The following is a 23,251-nucleotide window of genomic DNA, read 5'->3' on the forward strand; positions in this document are numbered from 1 at the left end:
TTTTTCCGAAAAACACTATTTCCGAATATCAAGTCTTCCTATAATTTCCGAATAACTTTTCGGATTATTCTTCTTCAGATAATTCAAAAGTTGCCTTCTTCTACTAACTAACATAAGAAGACCTCTTCTTGATGCATGATCTTTAGGATTTTTCTTAAAATGTTCACTACTCAGCTGATTAATCCTGTCTGTCATAACTGCAATCTGAACATTAGGCGAACCGGTATCAGTTGGATGAATTTTAAACTCTTCCAAAATCTTTCTTTTTCTTGATTTTTCAATCATATTTTTTCCTCCGTTAACATTATTATATAAAATAAAAAAAATAAATCAAGTTATATCTGTAATTTTAGCATTAAATTTATAATTGCTAATAATCCTGACTAAACTCAAGCTTACCTTCTTTATTGTATTTTTTTCTATTTATTTTTACATCATTTCTGTAATTATCTTTATATAAAATACTGCCGTCTTCAACATATATTTTACCTACCCCTTCCCGCTTATCATTAATACAATTTTGTTCTTCTCTTAGTTGTCCGTTTTCATAATATCCCCTGCTGATACCCTCCAGTTTACCGCCCTTATAATTCTTTTCTTCTTTTACCTTACCATTTTCATAATATTCTTTTCCGGTGCCGTCACGTTTATCATTTTTATAGTTCCACTCATTTTGCAATTTGCCACTTTCAAAATATTCTCTGCTAATACCTTCCTGCTTGTTGTTTTTATAATTCCACTCTCCCTGCAATCTGCCACTTTCGAAATAAACTTTACTTATACCTTCTAATTTATCATTCCTGTACATCCACTCCCCGTGCAATTTGCCGCTATCATAATATACTTTGCCTATTCCATCCTGTTTATCATTACTGTAGTTCCACTCACCATGCAACTTACCGCTCTTAGAATATCCCTTACTTATGCCTTCACGTTTATCATTTTTATAATTCTCTTCAACAAACAACTGACCGCTTTCATAATATCCTCTGCTTATACCTTCCCGTTTATCATCTTTATAAATCCACTCTTTAATTAACTGTCCACTTTCAGCATATACTTTAACTATGCCGTCACGTTTGCCATCTATGTAATTTTCTTCCATAAATAACTGACCACTTTCATAATATACTTTGCTTATCCCTGCTAATTTGTCATTTTTGTAGTTTTTCTCTTCTTTTATTTTACCATTATCATAATACAATCTACTTTGACCTTCACGTTTATTGTCTTTATAATTCCATTCTTCCTGTAACTTGCTATCTTTTGTTGAATATCTCTTTGTAATTCCATCTAATTTATTATCCTTAAAATGCATCTCCATATTCAATTGACCGCTATTGTAATATTCCTTTACTACACCATCCGGTATTCTTCCGGTTTTTTCAATAGTTTCATTATAATAATTAAATTCTCTGGCTACTTCTTTTCCGTTATCATAGTAAATGACCTTCTTTACAATTTTACCACCAGTATATCTTTGCATTACTTTTCTTGTAACTTCCGAAAAAAGACCAGTTGAAATTAATATTATTGACAAAAATACTATTATTTCCTTCACGATTTTATCCTTTACATCTTAATCAGGGAATTCTACTTGAAAAAAATATTTTACATGATTTAAATTAAAATAAGATACTTATTTGATACTTTATGACATGGAATCATCGATTAATATTTATCCGAAATTAAATACTGCAGCAACATACCGGTGATTACTCAACAATTATTTTTTTTCGTCTATGTACATTAAAAAATATACAAGAGCAACAGTCCAACCAATACTCGAGAACAGATCATGTCTCCTATATTCCGAAATAATAGTTATAGTCACTATCACTATAAAACATATATTAAACACACCTTTTAATTTCATTTCAAATACTTTTTGTTTTAGTTCCTTTAATTTTTATAACAAATATTACTCATTATATGGGGTGAGCGACGGGACTTGAACCCGCAACCTCCTGGGCCACAGCCAAGCGCTCTAACCAATTGAGCTACGCCCACCACTATAACTAATAACTATAAGTTACTTAAGTTGTTTTAACTTGCGCCTGGCGTGACTCGAACACGCGACCCTCTGCTTAGAAGGCAGATGCTCTATCCAGTCTGAGCTACAGGCGCACTTTCTACGAACATTTTGAACATTTGACCCCTCCGATTGAAAATCGGAGTGCTCTATCCAGTCTGAGCTATAAGTGCAGAACTAATCAATCTTTCAATAAAAAATTTGCTTTTTTGTTTCTTTATGTACAGCTCAAAATCTAAAGCTTCTATTTTTGTTGAAAAACTCTTATTGTAAACTAATATTAAGGGTCGTCTATTCTTCGTTGCTAACGACCTTCCATCAAAATGCCTTTTTAATCTATCTTTTAAATTTCCAGTACTCCCTGTATAATATTTACTATCTTTTAAACTTCGCAATATATAAACTTTGAACATTTTTGAACATTTGACCCCTCCGATTAAAAATCGGAGTGCTCTATCCAGTCTGAGCTACAGGCGCACTTTCTAATGTTTTATATTTATTAATCTAAGTTTTTAATTATACATATTTTTTAATTTCAAGTCAAGAAAATGTAACCCCACAAAAAAAGGACAATATGTTCCTAAATAATTTATCAAAATACTAATTTAAACTTTGATTCCGTTTCATAATTTTTATTGACATCGCTTTCTATATTAATATAATCCTTAATTATACCTATGGAATATATTAATATAATCCTTAATTATACTACAGAACTATGTTAATATAATTTAAATTATGAAGCAAAAAACAACACTTTTATTTTTACTCATATTTTTTTTCAGTAAATCACTTCTAGTATCAAGGAATACAGATTATGTATCTGACCATATAAAATATGATAGAATATTTTATTTAGATGAAAACTATAATTTTAATGAAAAAGACAGATACTCTACAATAGTCAATGAGGAACAGGTTGATGAATTATACGTACAGCAAAATGAGTTCTACAAAATGGTGGACGACAGAAAACTGTTGCTTAACAAAACAGCAGACGGTATTTCTTTAAATATCTTTCACTTTGCAGAATTATCACAATTACCTGATATTTTATTAAAAGAAAAAAAATATTTAGATATGGAATTATATACTGATTTGGCATTTGATATTATTAATTCCAAAAAGCTAAAAGCAGACAACGGAATTATTTGTGATTTCCACATACACACTGTTTATTCACACGATTCAGCATCTGATATTGTAAGTTTATTAAAAAAATCCAGCGAAAAAGGTTTTGGAGCAATTGCAATTGCAGACCACAATCGAATGGACGGCGTCAGAAGAACTATTGAAATTTCTGAGCATTTAAAAAAGGAAAAAACAATAAACCCGGATTTTATCATTATACCCGCAGAAGAAATTTCCGTAAATGACGGCTCGCACATAGGCGCTATATTCATTAACACATATATAGAAAAAGGAATGACAGCTGAAGAAACAATACGTGAAATTCACAAACAGGGCGGATTAGCAATTGCATTGCATCCCGGAAAAAAAACTGAACTGGGAATTAAACTGGCGAGAAATTTAGATTTTGACGCTGTTGAAGTAGGAAACAGTTCTGACTTTTTACCCTACGATTTTTACAGAAATAAATCATTGAATAAAAAATTAAAGAAAACTAAAGTTTTCGGCAATAATACGCACATGAGCCAAGGTATAGGTTTCCTGGGTTACAATGTTGTATTTACTGATAATAAATCTATTGAAGGAATAAAAGAAAGCGTTGCTCAGGGGAAAGTAAAACCTGTTTTCACAGGATTATACTACGGATATTATAATTTTTTTGAATTTAAACCGGTAGATTTTTTATATTCCACATTTGACATATATGATACAGTAAAAAGAAACCTTGAATATTCAGCCGGTAAGCTGCTTTTTTCAAATGATTTTACGGTCAAAACAACAATAGATGATCCGTTGTATGATATCTTTAATGTTTTTCAAAGCCACAAATATATAAACAAAAAAGATGATAACCCATTCCGGCAACCAGTTAAATTTTTATATATTTCTATTTCATACGGAATGTTTAACGTAACTTATAATTTTCCAGAAGAGAAAACAAAATCTTTTGTAAAATTTATGTTTTAATTAATTACACAGGATTCAGGATTCAGCACTCAGGATTTGGAATTAAGATGTGAGATAGTAATCTTACTGCTACAAAAACATCGGCAAAGCAAGCTTTGCCACTACAACTCTATAACACTATAACCCTATAACCCTATAACACTATAACCCTATAACCCTACAACCCTACAACCCTATAACTCTATAACTCTATAACCCTATCCTCTTTTCTATTCTTTTTTTGCCGGTTCTGCTCCGAAACGCCAATACTTCTCAAATAAAAATTTATTTTGCCTGTCCCCATACTGGTCCTTATTCAGTTCTTGTATTGTTGTAAATAATATTCCATTTTTAAGAAGGTATGAGAGTTGTATCTCGTGTGTTAATGAAAGTTTATTTTCGAACTCATCAAATTTTATCCCGTAATTAGCTGAAAGTCCGCGAGCAAAAGATTGTCCGAATGAAAGTTTTGTTCCTTTATACAAGTCCACAATCGACGGTTGTGTCCCTTGTGGAAGAGGTATTGACGACGTATCTCTTTTTATAGAAAATTTATCGATAAAACCAATTTTTTTAAATAGCGATTTTACAAATGGTGTCGTTAAAAATGTGTCAACCATTTTAGAAATCTCTTCTGCTGAAAAAGGCTGTTTTTGTTTTGTATCTGTTAATCCCAATGCAGACTGAGTCGCTAATTGCTCATTCATCTGTGGATTTGTTTTTGAAGAAAACCTTGGTTTAACATTTTCAAGAGGTCCTCTGTCGAGAGTTAAAATTATGGTATCAGGAATATACTCTATTATCATTTGGTGAGTTGCAAGGTCTTCCCGTCTGCTCTCTACCTCAGTATCTGATTCAGCAATCCCTGATAAAAACAGTTTGCTTTTTTCTGCTTCGAAAACTGCTTCTTTTATCGTAAAATCTCTCCCTAAATAACTTAAATCACCCCTCACTGCTTCTACTTTGCCGCTTACATGAGGAGAAACTCCCCTATCATGTAGAAGTAACTCACCTTTTATTTCAACTGATGCAAAATCATTCTCATACCAGCAATCTTTTCCGGTAACAATTTTAAGGTTCCAATTCGCAAATTTTAAAAAATCCCAGGCTCCCTCATTTTCCCCAATGCCAGGATATGTAAATTTTGCATCGGAAATCTTCATATAGCCGTCAATATTCCATGATTCCGTTGTTCCAAAAAATCGCATATCTGCTTTTACTTTTGCTTTTGACGGATTAGAAAAAGTAGCAATATCGGGAATTACAGGGATTATTTTACCGACACCTCCTGATTTAATCTGCAAATCATTAACTATAACTGCTATACCGTCACTCGGAGTAAAGATATGAACATCAAAATCACCGATATTAAAACCATCGGTAATTGCAGCATAACCGCTTAACACAAGGGGTTCTTTTTCAACTAAAACATTTAATTCCTGTATTTCTATTTTTTTTCCTGAAAATATTATCCCGCATTTAAAATCTGTCAATTTTCGAAAAATATCTTTCATTAAAATCTCATCTGCGGTAGCTTTAAATTCACCCGAGACATCGGGTTTTTCTAAAGTTCCTTTTATATTAAGCAAAGTTGAAAATTGTCCTTTTGCACTTTTTACAGATTTCGACAATGCAGTAAGTATTGCCATATTACCGTTAGTCACTTTCAATAATATGTCTATCGGATATCCCGAAAGCTTTTCTTTCATTTCTGCTGTTAGGGGTAGCGGGGTTTTACCTTCACCTTCAATTGAAAAAATATTTTTTTGAGATATTTTTAATTGTTTCAGTTCCAAGATATTTTCATTTATCTGAAAAAAAAGTGACGCAATATCAAACCCAATATTCTCTATATTACCATTAGTTGAGTTTAAGATGCATGTAATTGCAGGATCTTTTATTTTGCCTGAAACTTTTACATTAAAATTTGTATTTCCGGATGCAACAACTTTTAAATTAAGCAAATTTAGTATATTACCAAGCGAAACATTTGAACCCTCTGAAGTTATTTCCAAATTATCATCTTTTTGCGAACCATTTATGAAAAACAAGCGTTTTCCAGCCTCAAATATTGAAAAATTATATATTTTTAGTTCATTCGGTCTTGAAAAATCAATTATCCCTGTTATCTGCGTTGGCTTTCCATTTTCAGGTATAAAATTTAAAATACCTTTGGAATATTCAATATAGTATTTTTCATTTTTAAGTTGAAGTTGATTCAGCCATAAGCCATTTGTTGAAATGTCGGCTTTTATTGAATTATTCCATCTACCTTCTGCTATTACACCACCGAATAAAACGATTCCCGGCAACTTAATATTTCTTATTTCCGAAATAACTTTAAAAACTATTTCTTCTTTGAAATCAACATATGTATCAGGAAGAATCCTTATTTGTGCTTCACCCCATTTAATATTCCCTTTTGTAAAAACAATCCTTTTATTCAATAGTGTAAATTTACCATCAATAGAATCAATTATCTTATCTTCAATATATACATTTTCTCCGGAATATCCGACTGAAACTTGCGGATTATCAAAACCACCGGCGATATTTACTTCAAGATTTTTTAAAACACCTGATACCGGCAGAGTACTTTTGCATAAAGTATATATTGAATCCATTTTTACGTTATTTGCTGAAATATTTAGTTCGTTAAACTCTCTTTTTCCCAAATCAAGTTCACCGGAAACTTCAGCTTGCGAACCATTAACTAAAAATTTCGTATCTTCTATTTTCAAAATATTTTGATTAACCAGGATTTTCCCGGATCCCCTGGTTAACAGATTATAAATATTTCCCCGATATTTATAATCTGTTAAAACTGAAGGGGTTCCTACATTACCTCTTATCGTCACTTTACCCGTAATTTTACCCGTTATATCTTTATTCAGCAATTGTTCTGTATCAAATTCATAATCTATATCTGATGACAGATATTTTGATGGAACAAAATATTCAAGATTACCGTTTATTGCATCACCCCAAACAATCTTGTTTAAAACAATTTTTTCGGAATTGTAACTTCCTGTCGCTGAAAATTTATTAGAAATATTATCAATCGCTAAATTCGGTGAAACAATTTTGCAATATATGTCTTTATCCGTTTTTTCTCCTGAAAACATTATATCTCCCCTAATTGTTCTTTTTGCAACCACTAACTCATTAAGCTTTAGTGAAAGATTAAATCTATCATTTTCAATTTCCCCCGATAACTTAAGGGATGTTTTTGACGCTTTTTGCTGTAATACCAATTCCCTAATTATAAGTTTAGATAATTTAGTTTCAAAGGAAGTTACAATTAAATCATACGGAATATTTTTCATAATATTTCCATGATTTATTACTATCGTTCCATATGGATTTGGATTATTCATCCTGCCATTCCAATTTATTTTACCTGATATGCTGCCGGATATAATTTCAGGACCTATACCGATAAACGGAAAGACAAGATTACTATTGCACTTCGATAGCGTCAGATAACCAGTTGTCTCTTTTTTATCCGGCATTATTTTTATATCCCCGGACAAACCATCAAGCGATAGATTCTGTATGTGCATGCTGTCTTTGGAATATGAAATGATTCCGGATATTGAGGTAGAACTCCTGTTTATCGTAATAAGTGGAGATAAAAAATTAGCATAAAAATTATAATTGCCTGAAAATACATTTAAAACACGGCCCGAAAGACTTATAAAACCGGAAAGATTTTTATTAAAAAGTGAAGCATCTATGTTTTCTGTTTTGAAATTAATTTTATCATACTTCCCTGAAAGCGTTACGATTGTTGCATCATATTTTATTTTACAATTTGATATTTTCTTTTTATCAGCTTCTAAATTAACCGAAAAACCCGAACCATTAATCTTCAGATAACCGAGATCATTTTCCCAGAAATATTTACCATATGCACTTTTAGGTGATTTTTGCCCTATTGCAAATTCACTTGCAGTTATTTTCCCTGCAATTTTTGGTTTTGAGACAGTTCCCGATATCTTTGTACTTAAAGATATTTTTCCTGCAAAATAATCAGACTTAATGTTAAGATTATTGGCATATAAATAGAGGTCAAGAATATCCTTTGATATTTTACCATTAAGGACAATATCACTATTTAAAACTGTTGCAGTAGAATTTATTATCCATTCATCTTTATAGTAATTTAAGCTGGTTTTCATATCCTTAATGTTTATTGCGTTGTCTGTTGATTTGATATAATCTTTATTCAAATTAACATTTAGTTTTAAATCCGGAAATTCAAAATAACCGTCAAAAGATAAAGGTCCATCCAAAATATAAGGATAGGTCGTATATGACAGAAGTTTACCGGTAAACGATTGCAGATTATAAATATTACCGGATAAATAGGACGTAAATTTAAGGTCTTTTAAATTTAATTTTGACTTCATTTTGACAACAGCTTCTTCTGATTCCATATTTCCGGATAGATTTAAATTATTTATATCACCATTAATGTTAATGCTACCATTAAACGGTTTTATTTGTTTGAAAACCAAATCATTTGCTTCACATTTTAACTTTAACATCATCAAATCTTTACTTATAGTTCCTGCCAATTTCATATTACCTGAAAAATAGCTTTTATCTTTTATCACTATGTAAAGATTTGATTTAATAGCAAAAATATTTCCTTTTGGTACTGCTTCAACATAAACGTTCGTTATGTCAAAACCATCGTAAGATATCGCACCGCTGTTAATAAGTATACTTAAAACCGGAGATTTGCTTTTTGATTTGGAGGGAGTCCTTTTTTGTAACAGCTCCTTAATTATACCATAGTTGATTTTCGGTGAGTTAAGAGTTATTTTTTCAACTGAATTTATACCTCTATTTATTTTTTTTAAGTTGAAGCTAACAACTACTTCATCGCATGAAAAACCGTCGAAAGCAATTTTTTTAAATATTATTTTGTTGAAGGGTAGCCAAGTCGCTTTTTCTATTTTTACATTGCTCTTTATGATACCGGTAAGTTGTGACTGGGCAAGATATTTTAATGATGTGGTAAATATTTCGAGCCGTTCAAAATAATATACACCAATTGTCAATATTATTATCAGCAATAAAAACAAAATTATTTTTTTCATTCATTTAAATTTCGTAAAAATAGTTTTTGTGCCTATTTCAACAAAAACTAACATAAGAAAACCTTACTTTTTCCTTTTCCTCAAAAGAACAAAAATGTCAATCAATGACATTGTTAACGATTTTAACGTTTTTTTTGTTTTCGACGAATCTTTACACACAACGCCGTAACGCTTATAATAACTTTCCCTGAGTTGTTCTTCTTTTTTAAATTGTTCCATTTGTTTTCTATTGTGTTTTCATTTCTGAAAGCACTGAACTAAATGTAAAAGTTTTTTGTTCATCTGAATAATTTACTTTTATTTTAGTACCTTTTGGTATTTTTTTTGAAAGGATTTCTTCTGCAAGACCGTCTTCAAGATGTTTTGAAATTATTCTATTTAGTGGCCTGGCGCCATATTGCGAATCAAATCCTTTTTCAAGTAAGAAATTTTTTGCACTTTCTGATACTTCAATCACAAAACCCTGCTGTTTAGTTTTTTTAGATACTTTTTCAAGCATTAAGTCCAATATTTTCCTCATATGTTCTTTTTCAAGCGGATGAAAAACAATTATATCATCCAAACGGTTTAAAAACTCCGGATTAAAAGCTTTTTTCAATTCTTCCATTATAGTTTCTTTCATTGAAGAAAAATCTTTCTGTGCATCTTCCTGCACTAAAAATCCAAGTGACTTACCTTTAGAAATAAGTCTCGCACCGATATTTGATGTCATCAGAATTATAGTATTTTTAAAACTAACTTTGTGCCCGAGATTATCCGTTAATATACCGGTATCCATTATCTGGAGCATAATATTCAGCACGTCCGGATGCGCTTTTTCTATTTCATCAAGTAAAATTACCGAGTATGGCTTGCGTCGAATCTGATCCGTAAGATGTCCTCCTTCTTCATATCCGACATAACCGGGAGGAGCACCTATTAGATGTGAAACAGAAAATTTCTCCATATATTCAGACATATCAAACCGCACCAGTGCATCTTCCTGACCGAACATAAATTCTGCAAGAACTTTTGCAAGTTCTGTCTTGCCCACACCTGTCGGTCCCAAAAAAATAAAAGTCCCTATTGGTTTTTTAGGATCTTTAAGCCCCGTTCTTGTGCGCCTTATAGCATGCGATATTGAAGAAACTGCTTCATCCTGACCAATTATACGCCCATGAAGTTCATCTTCCATTTTCAACAAGCGTTCTGATTCTTTTTCAGTAAGCTTCATAAGAGGAATATTAGTCCATTTAGAAACAATGGATGCAACATCTTCTTCAGTAATTGAGGGTTTAATATGGTTCATATTTTGGCGCCACTTCTTTTTTTCTTCTATCAGATTTCCTCTTAACATCTCTTCTTTATCTCTTAGTTTTGCAGCCTTTTCAAATTCCTGAGAATTTACTGCTTTGTCTTTTTCTATAACAACATTCCCAATTTCAACTTCAATTTCCTTAAATTCGGGCGGAAACGAAGTTGTTTTAAGATGCACCCTGCTACCCGCTTCATCAAGCAAGTCAATAGCTTTATCCGGAAGATATCTGTCAGTTATGTATTTATCCGATAACCTTACAGCTGCAACAATAGAATCGTCAGAATATTTTACTTTATGATGCAGTTCATATTTTTCTTTAAGACCTTGAAGAATCTTTATTGTCTCATCAACTGAAGGCGGATTTACCGTTATCGGCTGAAATCTTCTTTCGAGAGCAGCATCGTGTTCTATGTGCTTTTTATACTCTGAAAATGTTGTTGCACCTATACACTGTAATTCACCGCGTGCTAATGCAGGTTTCAGCATATTTGAAGCATCAATTGCACCTTCGGCCGCTCCTGCCCCTATTACAGTATGAAGTTCATCGATAAAAAGAATTATATTGGTTTTTGACTGTTTTATTTCATCAATTATATTCTTTAACCGCTGTTCAAATTCCCCCCTGTATTTTGTCCCAGCCACAACTCCGGATAAATCCAGCGTAATAACTCTCTTATTCAAAAGTATCTCAGGCACTTCCTGTGAAACAATTTTCTCGGCAAATCCTTCAACAATTGCTGTTTTGCCTACACCGGGATCGCCTATTAATACCGGATTGTTTTTTGTTCTGCGTGATAAAATCTGTATTAACCGTTCAATCTCGCTTTCCCTGCCTATTACCGGATCCAATTTTCCTTCTTTTGCAAGTTCTGTTAAGTCCCTGCCAAATTCATCAAGAGTAGGTGTTTTTGATTTATGTCTATGCTGAGGTAAAGGCGGTGGTGTTGAATCGCCTATTATATTAGCTATTTCTTCTTTTACAATATCATAATTAAGTCCAAAATTCTCTAAAATTGTTGTAGTTTTTAATTCCTGATTTTTTAAAAGCCCCAAAAGAATATGTTCGGTACCAACATAACTATGTGCCATTTTCTGTGCTTCTTCAATAGCATATTCAAGTACTTTTCTCGCTTTCGGAGTAAGAGGCAGTTCACCGTATTGAAGTAAATTATCACCTAATGGAAGAGTTTTCTCAATTTCAATTTTTATCCGCGAAGTATGAACACCAAGATTTGATATTATCGTTGCTGCCACACCATCATCTAAATCCAAGAGCCCAAGTAAAATATGCTCCGGTGTTATGGAATCATGATTTAATCTTTTGGCTTCTTCCTGAGCAAGCCGTATTGCACGCTGAGCCCGTTCAGTAAATCTATTATACATAAATTGCCTCCAAATAATTATAGTTTTAACAGAGATTGTTGGAATCTTTCGGAAAACAATCTCATACTAACTGCCCGTCAATTATTTTTAATGTTCTTGAACACCTGTTAGCAACCTCATCATTATGGGTTGCCATTACTAAAGTAAAATTATAATCTGCCTGAAGCTGCATTATTAAATCCATTACATTCTTTCCCGTTTGTTTATCTAAATTTCCTATCGGTTCATCTGCTATAAGTATTTTAGGCGAATTTATTAATGCTCTTGCAATTGAAATCCTCTGCTTTTCACCGCCTGAAAGTTCGGAAGGTAAATGTCTTGCTCTATTAGAAAGCCCGACTTCAGAAATAAGCTTTTGCGCCTTCTTTTTTGATAACTGTTCATCTTCACCATAAATCATTGACGGCATCATAATATTTTCAATCGCAGAAAACTCAGGGAGAAGATTGTAAAATTGAAAAACAAAACCAATAGATTCATTCCTATATTTTGTTAATGTTTTTTCATCTGTATCATTATCCAAACTATCAACAAAAATCACTCCTGAAGTAACTCTATCCATAAGTCCCAAAATATGCAAAAGCGTTGATTTACCTGCCCCGGAAGGACCTACAAGCGATACGGTTTCACCTTTTTTTATATTTAAAGAAACCCCTTTAAGAACAGATATTTCTACTTTATCACTAATATAATTCTTAACTATATTTTCCGTTCTTATAATAAAACTATTCATTACCCCTCACTTTGTTCGGGAACACGAATTATCACGAATTTTTAAAAATATCACTAATAAATCATCACGAATTTTATGACACTCACGAATAAATCATCACGAATATTTGCGATTACTCGTATCTTAAGGCTTCGCCTGGTTCTATTTTGCTTCCTTTCCATGCAGGGTAAGATGCCGCTAAAAGGGTTATAATTATACTAACAACAACTATCAGGAGTATATCTGAAAAAACAATTTTTACCGGTAATCTATCAATATAATAAACATCAGCAGGCAGTTTTATAAATTTATATCTTTTTAAAATAAACGATACGAAAATACCTAAAACACAACCAACTGTTGTACCAATTATTCCAATTATAAAACCAAGATTTAAAAATATTTTCATAATTGATGTCGATTGTGTCCCGATTGCTTTCAGAATACCTATTGAATGTATTTTTTCAACTGTAGTTACAATTAAAAGGGAAATTACGTTGAAAGTTGCAACAACAACTATAAGAGTTAATATTAAAAACATCATGAATTTTTCAAGTTTTAATGCCGAAAAAAGATTTTTATTCATTTCACCCCATGATTTTACTGTATAACCAAAATCTAATTTTTTCCTGATTGCCTGCGATATTTCATCTGCTTTGAAAAGATCATCTGTCTTTAACCCGACTCCGATAATCCCATCTTTTCCAAAAAGCCGCTTCCCATCAGACATATTTAAATATACAAGTGTTGAATCATATTCATACATACCTGATTCAAATATATCAGCAACAGTAAACATTTCCATCCTTGGTATAATACCGAAAGCAGACGTTTCACCAAAAGGAGAAACAAGTATTATCTTATCACCGATAGAAATCAGCAGATTTTTTGAAAGTTCCGAACCGATGAAAACCGTTTTTTCTTTTAGTACATTTATATTTCTGTTTCTTAGTGTTTTTTCAAGTGAAATTATGTTCTTTTCTTCGTCCGGAATTATCCCTTTTACAATTACACCCGAGGCATTTCTGCCTTTTCTTAAAATCATCTGACCATAAACAAATTTTGAGGAATTTTTTATACCGGGTAAATTAATGGCTTCCTTTGGAATTTCCGAATCGGAGTAAATCGTAATATGCGGACTTAAGGATAAAATCTTTTCTTTTATATCTGACTGAAAACCATTCATTACAGAAAGTGTAATCACGAGCGCCATGACTCCTACTGCAATTCCTGAAATAGAAATTATTGTAAGTAACGCACTGAAAAACTTTCTTCTTGTTGCCCAAAAATATCTTAATGCAATAAATCTTTCAAAATTCATTTTATCGGTTTAAGCAAAGGGAATAGAATTACATCCCGTATTGATGGTGAATTTGTGAATAACATTACCATTCTGTCAATACCTATGCCTAAACCGCCTGTTGGAGGCATACCATGTTCAATTGCGATTAAAAAATCCTCATCTAACTTGTCTTCATTCCCGCCTTTCACCTGTTCTTCTAAACGTTTCCGCTGTTCAACTGGATCATTTAATTCAGAAAAAGCATTGCCCATTTCCCTGCCGTAAATAAAAGGTTCAAAACGCTCAACAAGACCCGGGTTGTCTTTCTTCTGTTTTGCCAGCGGAGATATTTCTACCGGGTAATCTATAATAAAAGTCGGCTGGATTAAATTCCTTTCCACCTCTTCTTCAAATATAATATTTATCAATTCCCCTTTGCTTAATTTATCAAGATTTTTCAAATCTATTTCCCATGCCTTTTTCTTAATAAACTCTTTTAATTCAGATTCTGTACTTGTTTCGGTATCAATTCCCGCATATTCCTTCACCGACTGGAACATTGTCATACGCTTCCACGGCGGTTTAATGTTTATTTTTTCATTCTGGTATATAATTTCATGACTTCCGGTTATCTTTACTGCAACCTCACTAAAAATATCTTCTGTAAGTTTCATCATATCATTGTAATCAGCGTAAGCTTCATACAACTCAAGCATAGTGAACTCAGGATTATGTTTTATTGATATACCTTCGTTTCTGAAATTGCGGTTGATTTCAAAAACTTTTTCAAAACCACCTACTATTAACCGCTTTAAATATAACTCAGGTGCTATTCTTAAAAACAAATCAATATCAAATGTATTATGATGAGTAATGAATGGTTTAGCAGCGGCACCACCTGCAATGGGCTGCATCATAGGGGTTTCAACTTCTATAAAACTACGGTCTTCTAAAAATTTCCTTATAATATTAATTATTTGACTTCTGACAAGAAACGTATTCTTAACTTCAGGATTTGCTATTAAATCAAGGTATCTCTGACGGTATCTAGTTTCAACATCTTTTAATCCGTGCCATTTTTCAGGAAGACTTCTCAATGATTTAGATAATAATTCAAATTTTTCAACACGTATTGTTGTTTCACCGGTTTTTGTCTTAAACACGGTACCTTCAACACCGATAAAATCGCCTATATCAAAAAGTTCAAACACTTTATATTTTTCAATTCCAACAATATCCTGTTTAATATATAATTGTATTTTTGACGAGAAATCTTCAATTATCAGAAATGCTGCTTTTCCCATTTTCCTGATAGCTAAAATTCTCCCTCCTGCTGAAACGTTGCCGGAAGGAATTTCACTAAGTATCTTTGCGGCTGTTGTTGTAGCAACAAATTTATTCGGGTACGGGTTTATTCCGTAGGTTTTTAATTGCTCTATTTTTTCCAGACGCTGTGTAAATATTTCTTCTTCAGCCATTATTTTAATACCCCCTACTTTAATATCCCTTACTTTAACACACCCGCAACTTTTGCCCTTAATATTTTCGGGTCAAACGGTTTTTCTATATACGCAACAATATTTTTTTCTAATCCAAATAAATCCTGCATACCGGTTTTAGCAGTAACTATAATTATCGGGATATTCGCAGTTTTTTCATCTGCCTGAAGCCGTTTATGAACACTGTAACCATCCATTTTCGGCAGCATTATATCAAGCAAAATCAAGTCCGGCTTGTAAGATATAACACATTTTACCGCTTCCTCGCCATCATAAGCAGTAAAAGCTTTGTGTCCATCCTTCTCAACTAAGAAAACTAATAAATCCGAAACTGATATTTCATCTTCAACAATAAGTACCTTTTTTTTTGTCATAAAACAAACACCCCAATATAAAATTACAGTACAACCGCCATTGCAAACTAATTGCTATAGTAATTTCAATAACAAAATTGCCCTCAAGAACATTTTGGGTATATAAATAAGTATTATTACTAACGGTTTATTATAGTAAAATTATACGGTTTTGTCAAGGCATTTTTGGGTCTTCTGCGAGAGGTAGGAATTAATGAACGGATCAATATCTCCGTCCATTACTTTTGAAATATTACCTGTTTCATAATCAGTCCTGTGGTCTTTCACCAATTGATAAGGCATAAAAACATAACTCCTTATCTGGTTTCCCCATGCAATACTTCCTTTTTCATCATAGTGTTTCTCTACTTTTGCACGTTTTTTTTCCTGTTCTAATTCATATAGTTTCGCTTTTAAAAGTTTCATAGCAGTCCCTTTATTTTTAAACTGAGAACGTTCATTCTGAGATTGAACAACTATATTTGTCGGTAAATGTGTTATTCTTACCGCTGAATCAGTTTTCTGAAGATACTGACCGCCATGACCTGAAGCTCTATAAGTATCAATTCGCATATCACTTTCAGCAATTTCTATTTTTATATCGTCTTCCATTTCCGGAATTACATCAACAGAGGCAAAAGATGTATGCCTTCTCTTGTTTGCGTCAAACGGTGAAATTCTAACTAACCTGTGAACACCTATCTCAGCCTTTAAATATCCATAAGCATATTCGCCTTTAACTATAAATGTTATTGATTTTACGCCAGCTTCTTCACCATCAAGGATATCAACGATTTCAACTGAAAAACTTCTCTTTTCCGACCATCTCAGATACATTCTCAAAAGCATTTCCGCCCAATCACAGGCTTCCGTACCGCCTGCACCGGAATGAATTGATACGATTGCATTGTTTTTGTCAAACTCACCGGAAAGTTTTAGCTGTAAATCCATTAAAGAAACTTCTGATTCAATTTTTTCAAGTGAATTTTTCATATCATTTTCCATTGAAGTATCACTTTCAACTTCTGCAATAGAAAGCAATTCTTCAATTTCAATAATTTCTTTTCTTACTTTTTCATATTTTGTAATTTGTGATTTTAACGCGGTTAGATTTTGCATTGTTTTCTGGGCTTCAAAAGGATTATTCCAGAAGTCTGGCTGGGAGGTTTTTTTTTCGATATCCGAAATTTCTTTATTTTTACTTTCTACATCAAAGATACCTCCCAATATTATTAGTTTTACTTATTAACTTTTTGACTTGTTCTTTCAATTCTGATAACATTTATTATCTTACCCCATTTTTAATTTTCAATAAGGTCTTCATTACATGATACAAATTAGACGAGAACTCTTTTGTACCAAAAATATCATGCAATTGCTTATATAATCCGAATAATTCCCGGTAAATTTTGTGATTTTCAAGATTAGGCTGATATTCAACACTTTTCAAACCGCACATAACCGCCTGTGCTTCTTCTACAGTATCGTACCCGCCTTTTTCCCTGCCTGCTGCAACTGAACCAAAAATTGACGCGCCTAAAGCACAAGTCTGAGATGACCGCGAAATCTTCATCGGCCTGTTAAATACATCCGCATATATCTGCATTAATAAAGGATTTTTCTCAGCAATACCGCCGCAATTTACCACTTCTTTTACCTTAACTCCATATTCCTCAAACCGGTCAATAATTATTCTCGCCCCAAATGCTGTTGCCTCTATAAGAGCACGATAAATTTCTTCCGGTTTTGTATGCAGCGTTTGCCCTATAAGTAAGCCTGATAATTTTGCATCAACCAATACTGTCCTGTTACCATTATTCCAGTCAAGCGCAATTAGCCCGCTTTCTCCAGGAAATAATTTGGATGCTTTATTGGTAACAATCTGATGTAAATCCGTTTTTTTGGAACTTACTTTAAAATATTCCCGTGACACATAATTCTTTACAAACCAATTAAAAATATCACCGACTGCTGACTGTCCGGCTTCTAAACCGAAATATCCAGGTATAATTGAACCATCAACAATACCGCATAAACCGGGAATATCCGCAAGCTTTTCTGTATTTGGTGCAACCATCATATCACAAGTTGAAGTACCAATAATTTTAGTCAATGTACCAGGTTTTATACCTGCACCTACGGCACCCATATGGGCATCAAAAGCACCTACACTTATCGCTACATCTTCTCTTAATCCGAACTCCTTAGCATAGTGAGAAGAAATTGTTCCAGCTTTAACACCGGCAGGATATGCTTTAGTATAAAGCCGGTTTCTAAGTTCTGATAATTTTGGATTCAGTACTCCAAGAAATTCTTTAGATGGTAATCCGCCCCATTGTGAATTATACATCGCTTTATGCCCGGCAGCACAAACACTTCTCATAAGTTCTGTCGGTTTTTGCCGTCCTATCAGAAGTCCAGGTATATAATCGGCAAACTCTACCCAACTATATGCCGCATCAAAAACAGCAGGAGCAACTCGTGAACAATGAAGTATTTTAGACCAAAACCACTCGGAAGAATACACATTGCCGCACTTTGACAGATAAGGTTCATTACGTTCTTTTGCAAGCTTAGTAATTTCTTCTGCTTCTGCATAACCTGAATGGTCTTTCCATAACCATGCCATAGCATTAATGTTACTCTTAAATTCTTTACTGAATGCGATAGGCTGTCCCAGTTCATCTACAGGAATAGGTGTACTTCCGGTCGTATCAACACCAATACCTATTATATTCTCTTTATTAAATCCTTTAATTTTTCCTGTAGATTTTAAAACACCTTTTATTGATATTTCAAGACCTTTTACATAATCAACAGGATGCTGTCGTGCCACATTAGGATTTTTAGTATCTAATATTATCCCGTCAATCCCTTTTTCATAATTAAATATGCAAGAACCTATTTCTTCACCATTACCAATATCAACTATGACTGCTCTTACTGAATTAGTCCCGTAATCTACCCCGATTGTATATTTTTTACTCATCGTTCTACACCCCCAATTTAAAAGATAGTGTGATGAAACAATATAGTGCGATATTGCGGTAGTGCGATGGTTTTTCTTATGCAATTACACTTTCTACTTCAACAGGTCGCAAATATTTATGTTTTTTAAATCTACAAATTTATCGAAATCTTCTTCTGTGTCTTTATATTTTTCTTTAATTTCTCTAACATCATCAATATTCGCTAAAAAAATATCTACAATCTCTGCATCAAATTGTTTGCCGCTTTCTTCTTTAAGTATTTTAATCACTTTTTCTTCAGGAAATGCTTCTTTATAACACCTTTTTGAAGAAAGCGCATCATAAACATCAGCAAGAGCAACAATTCTTCCTTCGATAGGAATTTCCTCACCTTTTAACCGCTGCGGATAACCCGTACCATCAACTTTTTCATGATGAGATAATGCAACAATTCTTGATTTCTTTATAACGTTTACTTCAGAATCTTTTAACACCATTGCTCCGATAACAGTATGTTGTTCCATTGTTTTTCTTTCTTCCGGAGTAAGTATGCCCGGTTTCTGAAGGATTGAGTCCGGTATACCCAATTTTCCTATGTCATGCATAGGGGACGACCAGAAAATTAAATCTGTTTCTTCTTTTGAAAAGCCTTTTTTTTCTGCTATAAGTTCAGAATAATAACTTACCCGCTTAATATGATTTGCTGTTTCTTTATCTCTATATTCCGCTGCTGCACTAAGACGAAAGATGGTATCCACATGGGCACTTTTTAAATCACTTGTAAGTTTAGCGTTTTGAATTGCTACCGCTGCCTGGGAAGAAAAAGAAGATGTTATTTTTTGATGCGCCTTAGTAAAGGGAACAACAAGATTTCCTCGCATAGAGTTTATTAATTGAAGCACTCCTATAATTTTATCGTCACAACCCAGCATAGGGACTACAAGCATTGAAATTGTTTCATAACCGTATTTCCTGTCAATTGTTGAATAGTACTGGTATTCCGTATCGGCAGGAATATTTTGAACATTTGGTATATTAAGCGACCTGGAAGTAAGAGCTACATACCCGGATATGCTTTTTTTTGTTATTGGTATCTCAAAACTTTTAAAAATTTCACGGGTTTTCTTTTCGCCCCATCTTTTAAAATATGTGTTTGACCGGCTTGTCTTAAAAATAAGCTTATCGCCTTCCACAAGATAAATGGAACCGCTGTCCGCATTCGTCAATCTTTGTGCTTCCGAAAGAATCATATCCAGAAGAGTATCCAAATCATGAACGGATGAAAGTGCAATTCCAACATTTAACAGTTTTTCAAAATCTCTTGATAACATATTTTACTCTTTAAAACTTTTTTAGAACTTTTTTAAATTCGACTTTATTTTTCATCTCACTGAATTCGTATGAATTTTTTGCCAGGTCAACATATGTTTTATCTAATGAAACCGCTTTACCAAGCAATGAAATTGCTTTTGAAGTATCATCCTGAAGAGCATATAACTGTGCAAGATTAAAAAATATTCTCGCCGATTGAGGATTTATATTCAGTGCGTTCTGATAACATTCAATTGCAGGAGTATAAAATCCTTTCTTCCTATAAATAAGCCCGAGCCACTCATAAGCCTGTGCAAAATCATTTTTCCTGACAATTGCTTTAAAAAAATTAAATATTGATTCGTCTTGTTCCTTTTCATTTTCCATTATTCCCATTTCAAAATATTCAACTGCAGTTTTTTGTAAATTCGCCTTGCTTAAATATAATATTGCATTTTTATAATAACCCTTAACTCCGTAAACCTTACCAATCGATAAATATACTTCATCTTCTAATTTTAAATCAGAGGGTATATTTTTAAATACATTCACCGCTTCGTCATAATTCTTATCTTTTTCATAACAAACTCCAAGATAAACCTTAGCGTCTGTGTTTTGAGGTAAAATATAGTTTGCTTTTTTAATGCAAATAAACGCTTCTTTTACCTTATTAAACCTTATATTTAATTTTCCAAGTTCCATAAGTGCAGTAAACATATCAGGCTTTATTTTAACAATTCTCTCATACTCTTTTTCAGCGTTAGCATACATTTTCATCTTGTTATATACTTCCGCAAGTTTTAAACGCACATTTATATCGTCCGGCTTATATTTTAATACAATATTATAATTACTTACAGCCGAATTATAATTAGAAACTAGAAATTTATTCTGAGCATTTGCAATAATAATTTCCGTGATTTTATCTTTTGAGAAAAGTCCTACTATTAAAATAAAAACAAAACCCAAAAACACATAGTAGCCTGGATGAATATTATCCCGACTGCGTTCCCTAATCACTGATTTCACATCAGGTGTTTTTGCTGCGGACGAAAAACCTATCTGCTGTAAATCTTCCTCTTCCGTTTCTTTTTCCACCTTCATAGTCGTTGACTGAATATTTTGTATGCTTATTTCAGATGTATCTTTTTCGCCATCAGTTGTTGTAATTAATCTATTTTCTTTGTTACACAATATTTTAAACTTACACTCTTCAAAACAATAATTTTTATCTTCACTACTTCTTTTTTTTATACATCCATCATAATTCCCGGCAAGGAGAGTCAGCATTTCAACGGTTGGTTCATCTATTTCAGTAAACAGGACCCCCACTTCATATTGACTTATACCTTTTTCAAGACGAATAACCTTCCCTTTTACTTCAAAAGATTTAATACCCCTCAAACGAATATAAAGTGAAAAAATAAAATATTTCGGTATCGGTTCATTTATAATCAATCCAATCCCGCCCGCAGATATCTTTACAATTTTCCCAATAATAGGTTCCTGAAAAAACGGCGGTGAAAAATGAATTTCAACCGGTTCGGAAATATTTTCGATTACAGGAAATCTTATATGTTTTCGCCTTTCATTTATATCAGCCATATTGTTAAAATACGCGGCTTCGCCGCAAGATTATCCTTAGACTCTGAAGGCCTCAGGACCAAAGGGCGCAGATTTTAAAAGAGACTACACAGATGACTATAAATTGTGTTTCCTTTCGCCTTTTATCAAGGTGGTAAGCTTGTCGAACTATAATCTGTATAATCTGTCGTTTAATCGGTGTAATCAGAAATTGTTTGGATTTTCAAACTATTTAAATATACAAATTTTATTGACAACTGTCAAGATATTTTATAGTATCTTAGTAGTAAACGCGAATGAACGCAAATAAAAAAGGAACGCAAATATATGCGAATAATTCGCGACAATTCGCGTTGAATTGGCTATCATTTACGTTTCTGAACGAACCTGCCTAACGGTAGGCAGGAGTGAGGATTATCTCATGAAATATATTTTCGGACCTATACCATCAAGAAGATTCGGATTATCGTTAGGTATTGACATTATTCCTTTCAAAAAATGTACACTTGATTGTATTTACTGTCAAATTGGAAGAACAACCGACCTTACACTTCAAAGAAAACCATATGTTGCAGTAAAACCCATACTTGAAGAATTAAAACAAATCCTTAAATTAAAAACCAAAATAGATTGTCTGACATTTTCCGGAAGCGGCGAACCTACATTAAATTCAAATATCGGCAAAATGATATCTGAAATAAAAAAAATTACAAAGATCCCTATAGTTGTTATCACTAACGGAACTTTACTTTACAGGAAAGACGTAAGAAATGATTTATTAGAAGCAGATATCGTAGCACCTTCACTGGATGCTATTTTAAGTTTCAAGGAACTCAATAGACCACACAACAAACTTAATATCAGAAATATTATTGACGGTTTATCAAAATTCAGTGAAATATTTAAAGGTAAAATCTGGCTTGAAATATTACTCGTAAAAAATTATAATGATTCAGAAACAGAAATCAAAACACTTAAAACGGCAATACAAAAAATTAAACCCGATAAAATACATCTAAATACAGTTCTTAGACCCCCATCTGAAAACTATGCAGAACCATTATACTGGGATGAAATCATGGAAATTAAAAAGACATTAGGGAAACACTGTGAATTAATTATAGATAAAAAATATACCAGAATTAAGTCAAATACAAAAAACACTTCAAAAACAATACTTGAGATGCTAAAAAGAAGACCTATGCGACTTGTAGATATTGCAAGTGTTGTCGGTATAGATAAGAAAATTATTTTGAAAGAATTGTGGCTTTTGGAAAGAAAAAAAATAATTTCCTACCAAAATAACTGGTGGAAATTAAAAACCAACTAACAACTTTATAATCGACCTAAACGAACATTAGAATCGGTTGTCTATATTATTTTTGACTATTTATGGCACCATGAGATGGTGCTGCTACAAAACAATAAACTGTTTATTTTGTTTTTCTTTCTGCTGTTATCTTTATTTTGCGGTCTTCTACTTTATCTTCAGAGACTGCTTTTATATCAAATACTTTCTCACCATCAGGAAAATCTACCCTTATAGAAAATGTCCCGTCAGGATTCAACTTTACCGCTTTCCCGTTTATCGTTAGCGCTGCTGTAGGCTCTGTCGCTCCATATACTATCAATTCTGCATCCGCCA

The 23,251-nt window shown here is 32.8% G+C and carries 16 protein-coding genes and 2 tRNA genes; 2 read left to right on the top strand and 16 right to left on the bottom strand.

The genetic code is table 11. The annotated features are described in order from the left end of the window. Positions 1-15: 15 nt before the first annotated feature. From rpsO to PHE88_07630, 5 genes are all read right to left on the bottom strand, one after another. A complete protein-coding gene (gene rpsO, locus PHE88_07610) occupies positions 16-285 on the bottom strand; it encodes a 30S ribosomal protein S15 (protein MDD5687680.1) in 270 nt (89 codons plus the stop codon). A gap of 85 nt (positions 286-370) precedes the next feature. Beyond that, positions 371-1,561: a toxin-antitoxin system YwqK family antitoxin gene (locus PHE88_07615; GenBank protein ID MDD5687681.1), complete on the bottom strand. Its 1,191-nt coding sequence runs from the start codon at positions 1,559-1,561 to the stop codon at positions 371-373. A 372-nt stretch (positions 1,562-1,933) separates the two neighbouring features. Next, a tRNA-His gene (locus PHE88_07620) sits at positions 1,934-2,010 on the bottom strand. Between the two features lie 42 nt (positions 2,011-2,052). Beyond that, positions 2,053-2,127, bottom strand: a tRNA-Arg gene (locus tag PHE88_07625). A gap of 54 nt (positions 2,128-2,181) precedes the next feature. Further along, the gene (locus tag PHE88_07630) at positions 2,182-2,445 is read right to left on the bottom strand and encodes a GIY-YIG nuclease family protein (protein ID MDD5687682.1); all 264 of its coding nucleotides are present in this window, start codon (positions 2,443-2,445) and stop codon (positions 2,182-2,184) included. 325 nt (positions 2,446-2,770) lie between these two features. Between PHE88_07630 and PHE88_07635 the strand changes: the two genes are divergently transcribed. Further along, positions 2,771-4,129 (top strand): PHP domain-containing protein, encoded by a 1,359-nt coding sequence (locus PHE88_07635; protein ID MDD5687683.1) that lies wholly within the window; start codon positions 2,771-2,773, stop codon positions 4,127-4,129. A 209-nt stretch (positions 4,130-4,338) separates the two neighbouring features. Here PHE88_07635 and PHE88_07640 read toward each other — a convergent pair whose 3' ends face one another. The 10 genes from PHE88_07640 to PHE88_07685 form a co-directional block, all read right to left on the bottom strand. Continuing rightward, positions 4,339-9,216, bottom strand: coding sequence for a hypothetical protein (locus PHE88_07640; protein ID MDD5687684.1), 4,878 nt, complete (start codon positions 9,214-9,216; stop codon positions 4,339-4,341). 226 nt (positions 9,217-9,442) lie between these two features. Beyond that, positions 9,443-11,896 (bottom strand): ATP-dependent Clp protease ATP-binding subunit, encoded by a 2,454-nt coding sequence (locus PHE88_07645; protein MDD5687685.1) that lies wholly within the window; start codon positions 11,894-11,896, stop codon positions 9,443-9,445. Between the two features lie 61 nt (positions 11,897-11,957). Continuing rightward, positions 11,958-12,629: an ABC transporter ATP-binding protein gene (locus PHE88_07650; protein MDD5687686.1), complete on the bottom strand. Its 672-nt coding sequence runs from the start codon at positions 12,627-12,629 to the stop codon at positions 11,958-11,960. 112 nt (positions 12,630-12,741) lie between these two features. Beyond that, positions 12,742-13,929: a lipoprotein-releasing ABC transporter permease subunit gene (locus PHE88_07655; protein MDD5687687.1), complete on the bottom strand. Its 1,188-nt coding sequence runs from the start codon at positions 13,927-13,929 to the stop codon at positions 12,742-12,744. Next, positions 13,926-15,368 carry a lysine--tRNA ligase gene (gene lysS, locus PHE88_07660; protein ID MDD5687688.1) on the bottom strand — a complete coding sequence of 481 codons (1,443 nt, stop codon included), beginning with the start codon at positions 15,366-15,368 and terminating at the stop codon, positions 13,926-13,928. Before lysS ends, PHE88_07655 begins: the two co-directional genes overlap by 4 nt. Positions 15,369-15,397: 29 nt before the next feature. Continuing rightward, a complete protein-coding gene (locus PHE88_07665) occupies positions 15,398-15,763 on the bottom strand; it encodes a response regulator (protein MDD5687689.1) in 366 nt (121 codons plus the stop codon). Between the two features lie 141 nt (positions 15,764-15,904). After that, a protein-coding gene (gene prfB / locus PHE88_07670) for a peptide chain release factor 2 (GenBank protein ID MDD5687690.1) occupies positions 15,905-17,024 on the bottom strand; the annotation gives its coding sequence in 2 pieces (ribosomal slippage) (positions 15,905-16,966 and positions 16,968-17,024; 1,119 coding nt in all). 3 nt (positions 17,025-17,027) lie between these two features. After that, positions 17,028-18,731: a ribulokinase gene (locus tag PHE88_07675; protein MDD5687691.1), complete on the bottom strand. Its 1,704-nt coding sequence runs from the start codon at positions 18,729-18,731 to the stop codon at positions 17,028-17,030. Positions 18,732-18,824: 93 nt separating this feature from the next. Next, complete coding sequence (locus PHE88_07680; protein MDD5687692.1) at positions 18,825-20,042, bottom strand: HD domain-containing protein; 1,218 nt, start codon at positions 20,040-20,042, stop codon at positions 18,825-18,827. A 10-nt stretch (positions 20,043-20,052) separates the two neighbouring features. Next, positions 20,053-21,627, bottom strand: a complete 1,575-nt coding sequence (locus PHE88_07685; GenBank protein ID MDD5687693.1) for a tetratricopeptide repeat protein — start codon at positions 21,625-21,627, stop codon at positions 20,053-20,055. 400 nt (positions 21,628-22,027) lie between these two features. Here PHE88_07685 and PHE88_07690 point away from each other — a divergent pair, with 400 nt between their 5' ends. After that, positions 22,028-22,936: a radical SAM protein gene (locus tag PHE88_07690; GenBank protein MDD5687694.1), complete on the top strand. Its 909-nt coding sequence runs from the start codon at positions 22,028-22,030 to the stop codon at positions 22,934-22,936. Between the two features lie 103 nt (positions 22,937-23,039). Here the strand turns inward: PHE88_07690 and PHE88_07695 are convergent. Next, positions 23,040-23,251, bottom strand: a 212-nt coding sequence (locus PHE88_07695; protein ID MDD5687695.1) for a hypothetical protein, incomplete at its 5' end; no start/stop codon positions are given.

This window comes from Elusimicrobiota bacterium (genome assembly GCA_028718185.1).
In the GTDB taxonomy this organism is placed as follows: Bacteria; Elusimicrobiota; UBA8919; order UBA8919; family UBA8919; genus JAQUMH01.

What these genes read in the sequence shown, in the direction of transcription:
- rpsO (MDD5687680.1), bottom strand. Translation starts at nt 285, where the DNA reads ATGATTGAAAAATCAAGAAAAAGAAAGATTTTGGAAGAGTTTAAAATT.
- PHE88_07630 (MDD5687682.1), bottom strand. Translation starts at nt 2,445, where the DNA reads ATGTTCAAAGTTTATATATTGCGAAGTTTAAAAGATAGTAAATATTAT.
- PHE88_07635 (MDD5687683.1), top strand. Translation starts at nt 2,771, where the DNA reads ATGAAGCAAAAAACAACACTTTTATTTTTACTCATATTTTTTTTCAGT.
- PHE88_07640 (MDD5687684.1), bottom strand. Translation starts at nt 9,216, where the DNA reads ATGAAAAAAATAATTTTGTTTTTATTGCTGATAATAATATTGACAATT.
- PHE88_07645 (MDD5687685.1), bottom strand. Translation starts at nt 11,896, where the DNA reads ATGTATAATAGATTTACTGAACGGGCTCAGCGTGCAATACGGCTTGCT.
- PHE88_07650 (MDD5687686.1), bottom strand. Translation starts at nt 12,629, where the DNA reads ATGAATAGTTTTATTATAAGAACGGAAAATATAGTTAAGAATTATATT.
- PHE88_07655 (MDD5687687.1), bottom strand. Translation starts at nt 13,929, where the DNA reads ATGAATTTTGAAAGATTTATTGCATTAAGATATTTTTGGGCAACAAGA.
- lysS (MDD5687688.1), bottom strand. Translation starts at nt 15,368, where the DNA reads ATGGCTGAAGAAGAAATATTTACACAGCGTCTGGAAAAAATAGAGCAA.
- PHE88_07665 (MDD5687689.1), bottom strand. Translation starts at nt 15,763, where the DNA reads ATGACAAAAAAAAAGGTACTTATTGTTGAAGATGAAATATCAGTTTCG.
- PHE88_07675 (MDD5687691.1), bottom strand. Translation starts at nt 18,731, where the DNA reads ATGAGTAAAAAATATACAATCGGGGTAGATTACGGGACTAATTCAGTA.
- PHE88_07680 (MDD5687692.1), bottom strand. Translation starts at nt 20,042, where the DNA reads ATGTTATCAAGAGATTTTGAAAAACTGTTAAATGTTGGAATTGCACTT.
- PHE88_07685 (MDD5687693.1), bottom strand. Translation starts at nt 21,627, where the DNA reads ATGGCTGATATAAATGAAAGGCGAAAACATATAAGATTTCCTGTAATC.
- PHE88_07690 (MDD5687694.1), top strand. Translation starts at nt 22,028, where the DNA reads ATGAAATATATTTTCGGACCTATACCATCAAGAAGATTCGGATTATCG.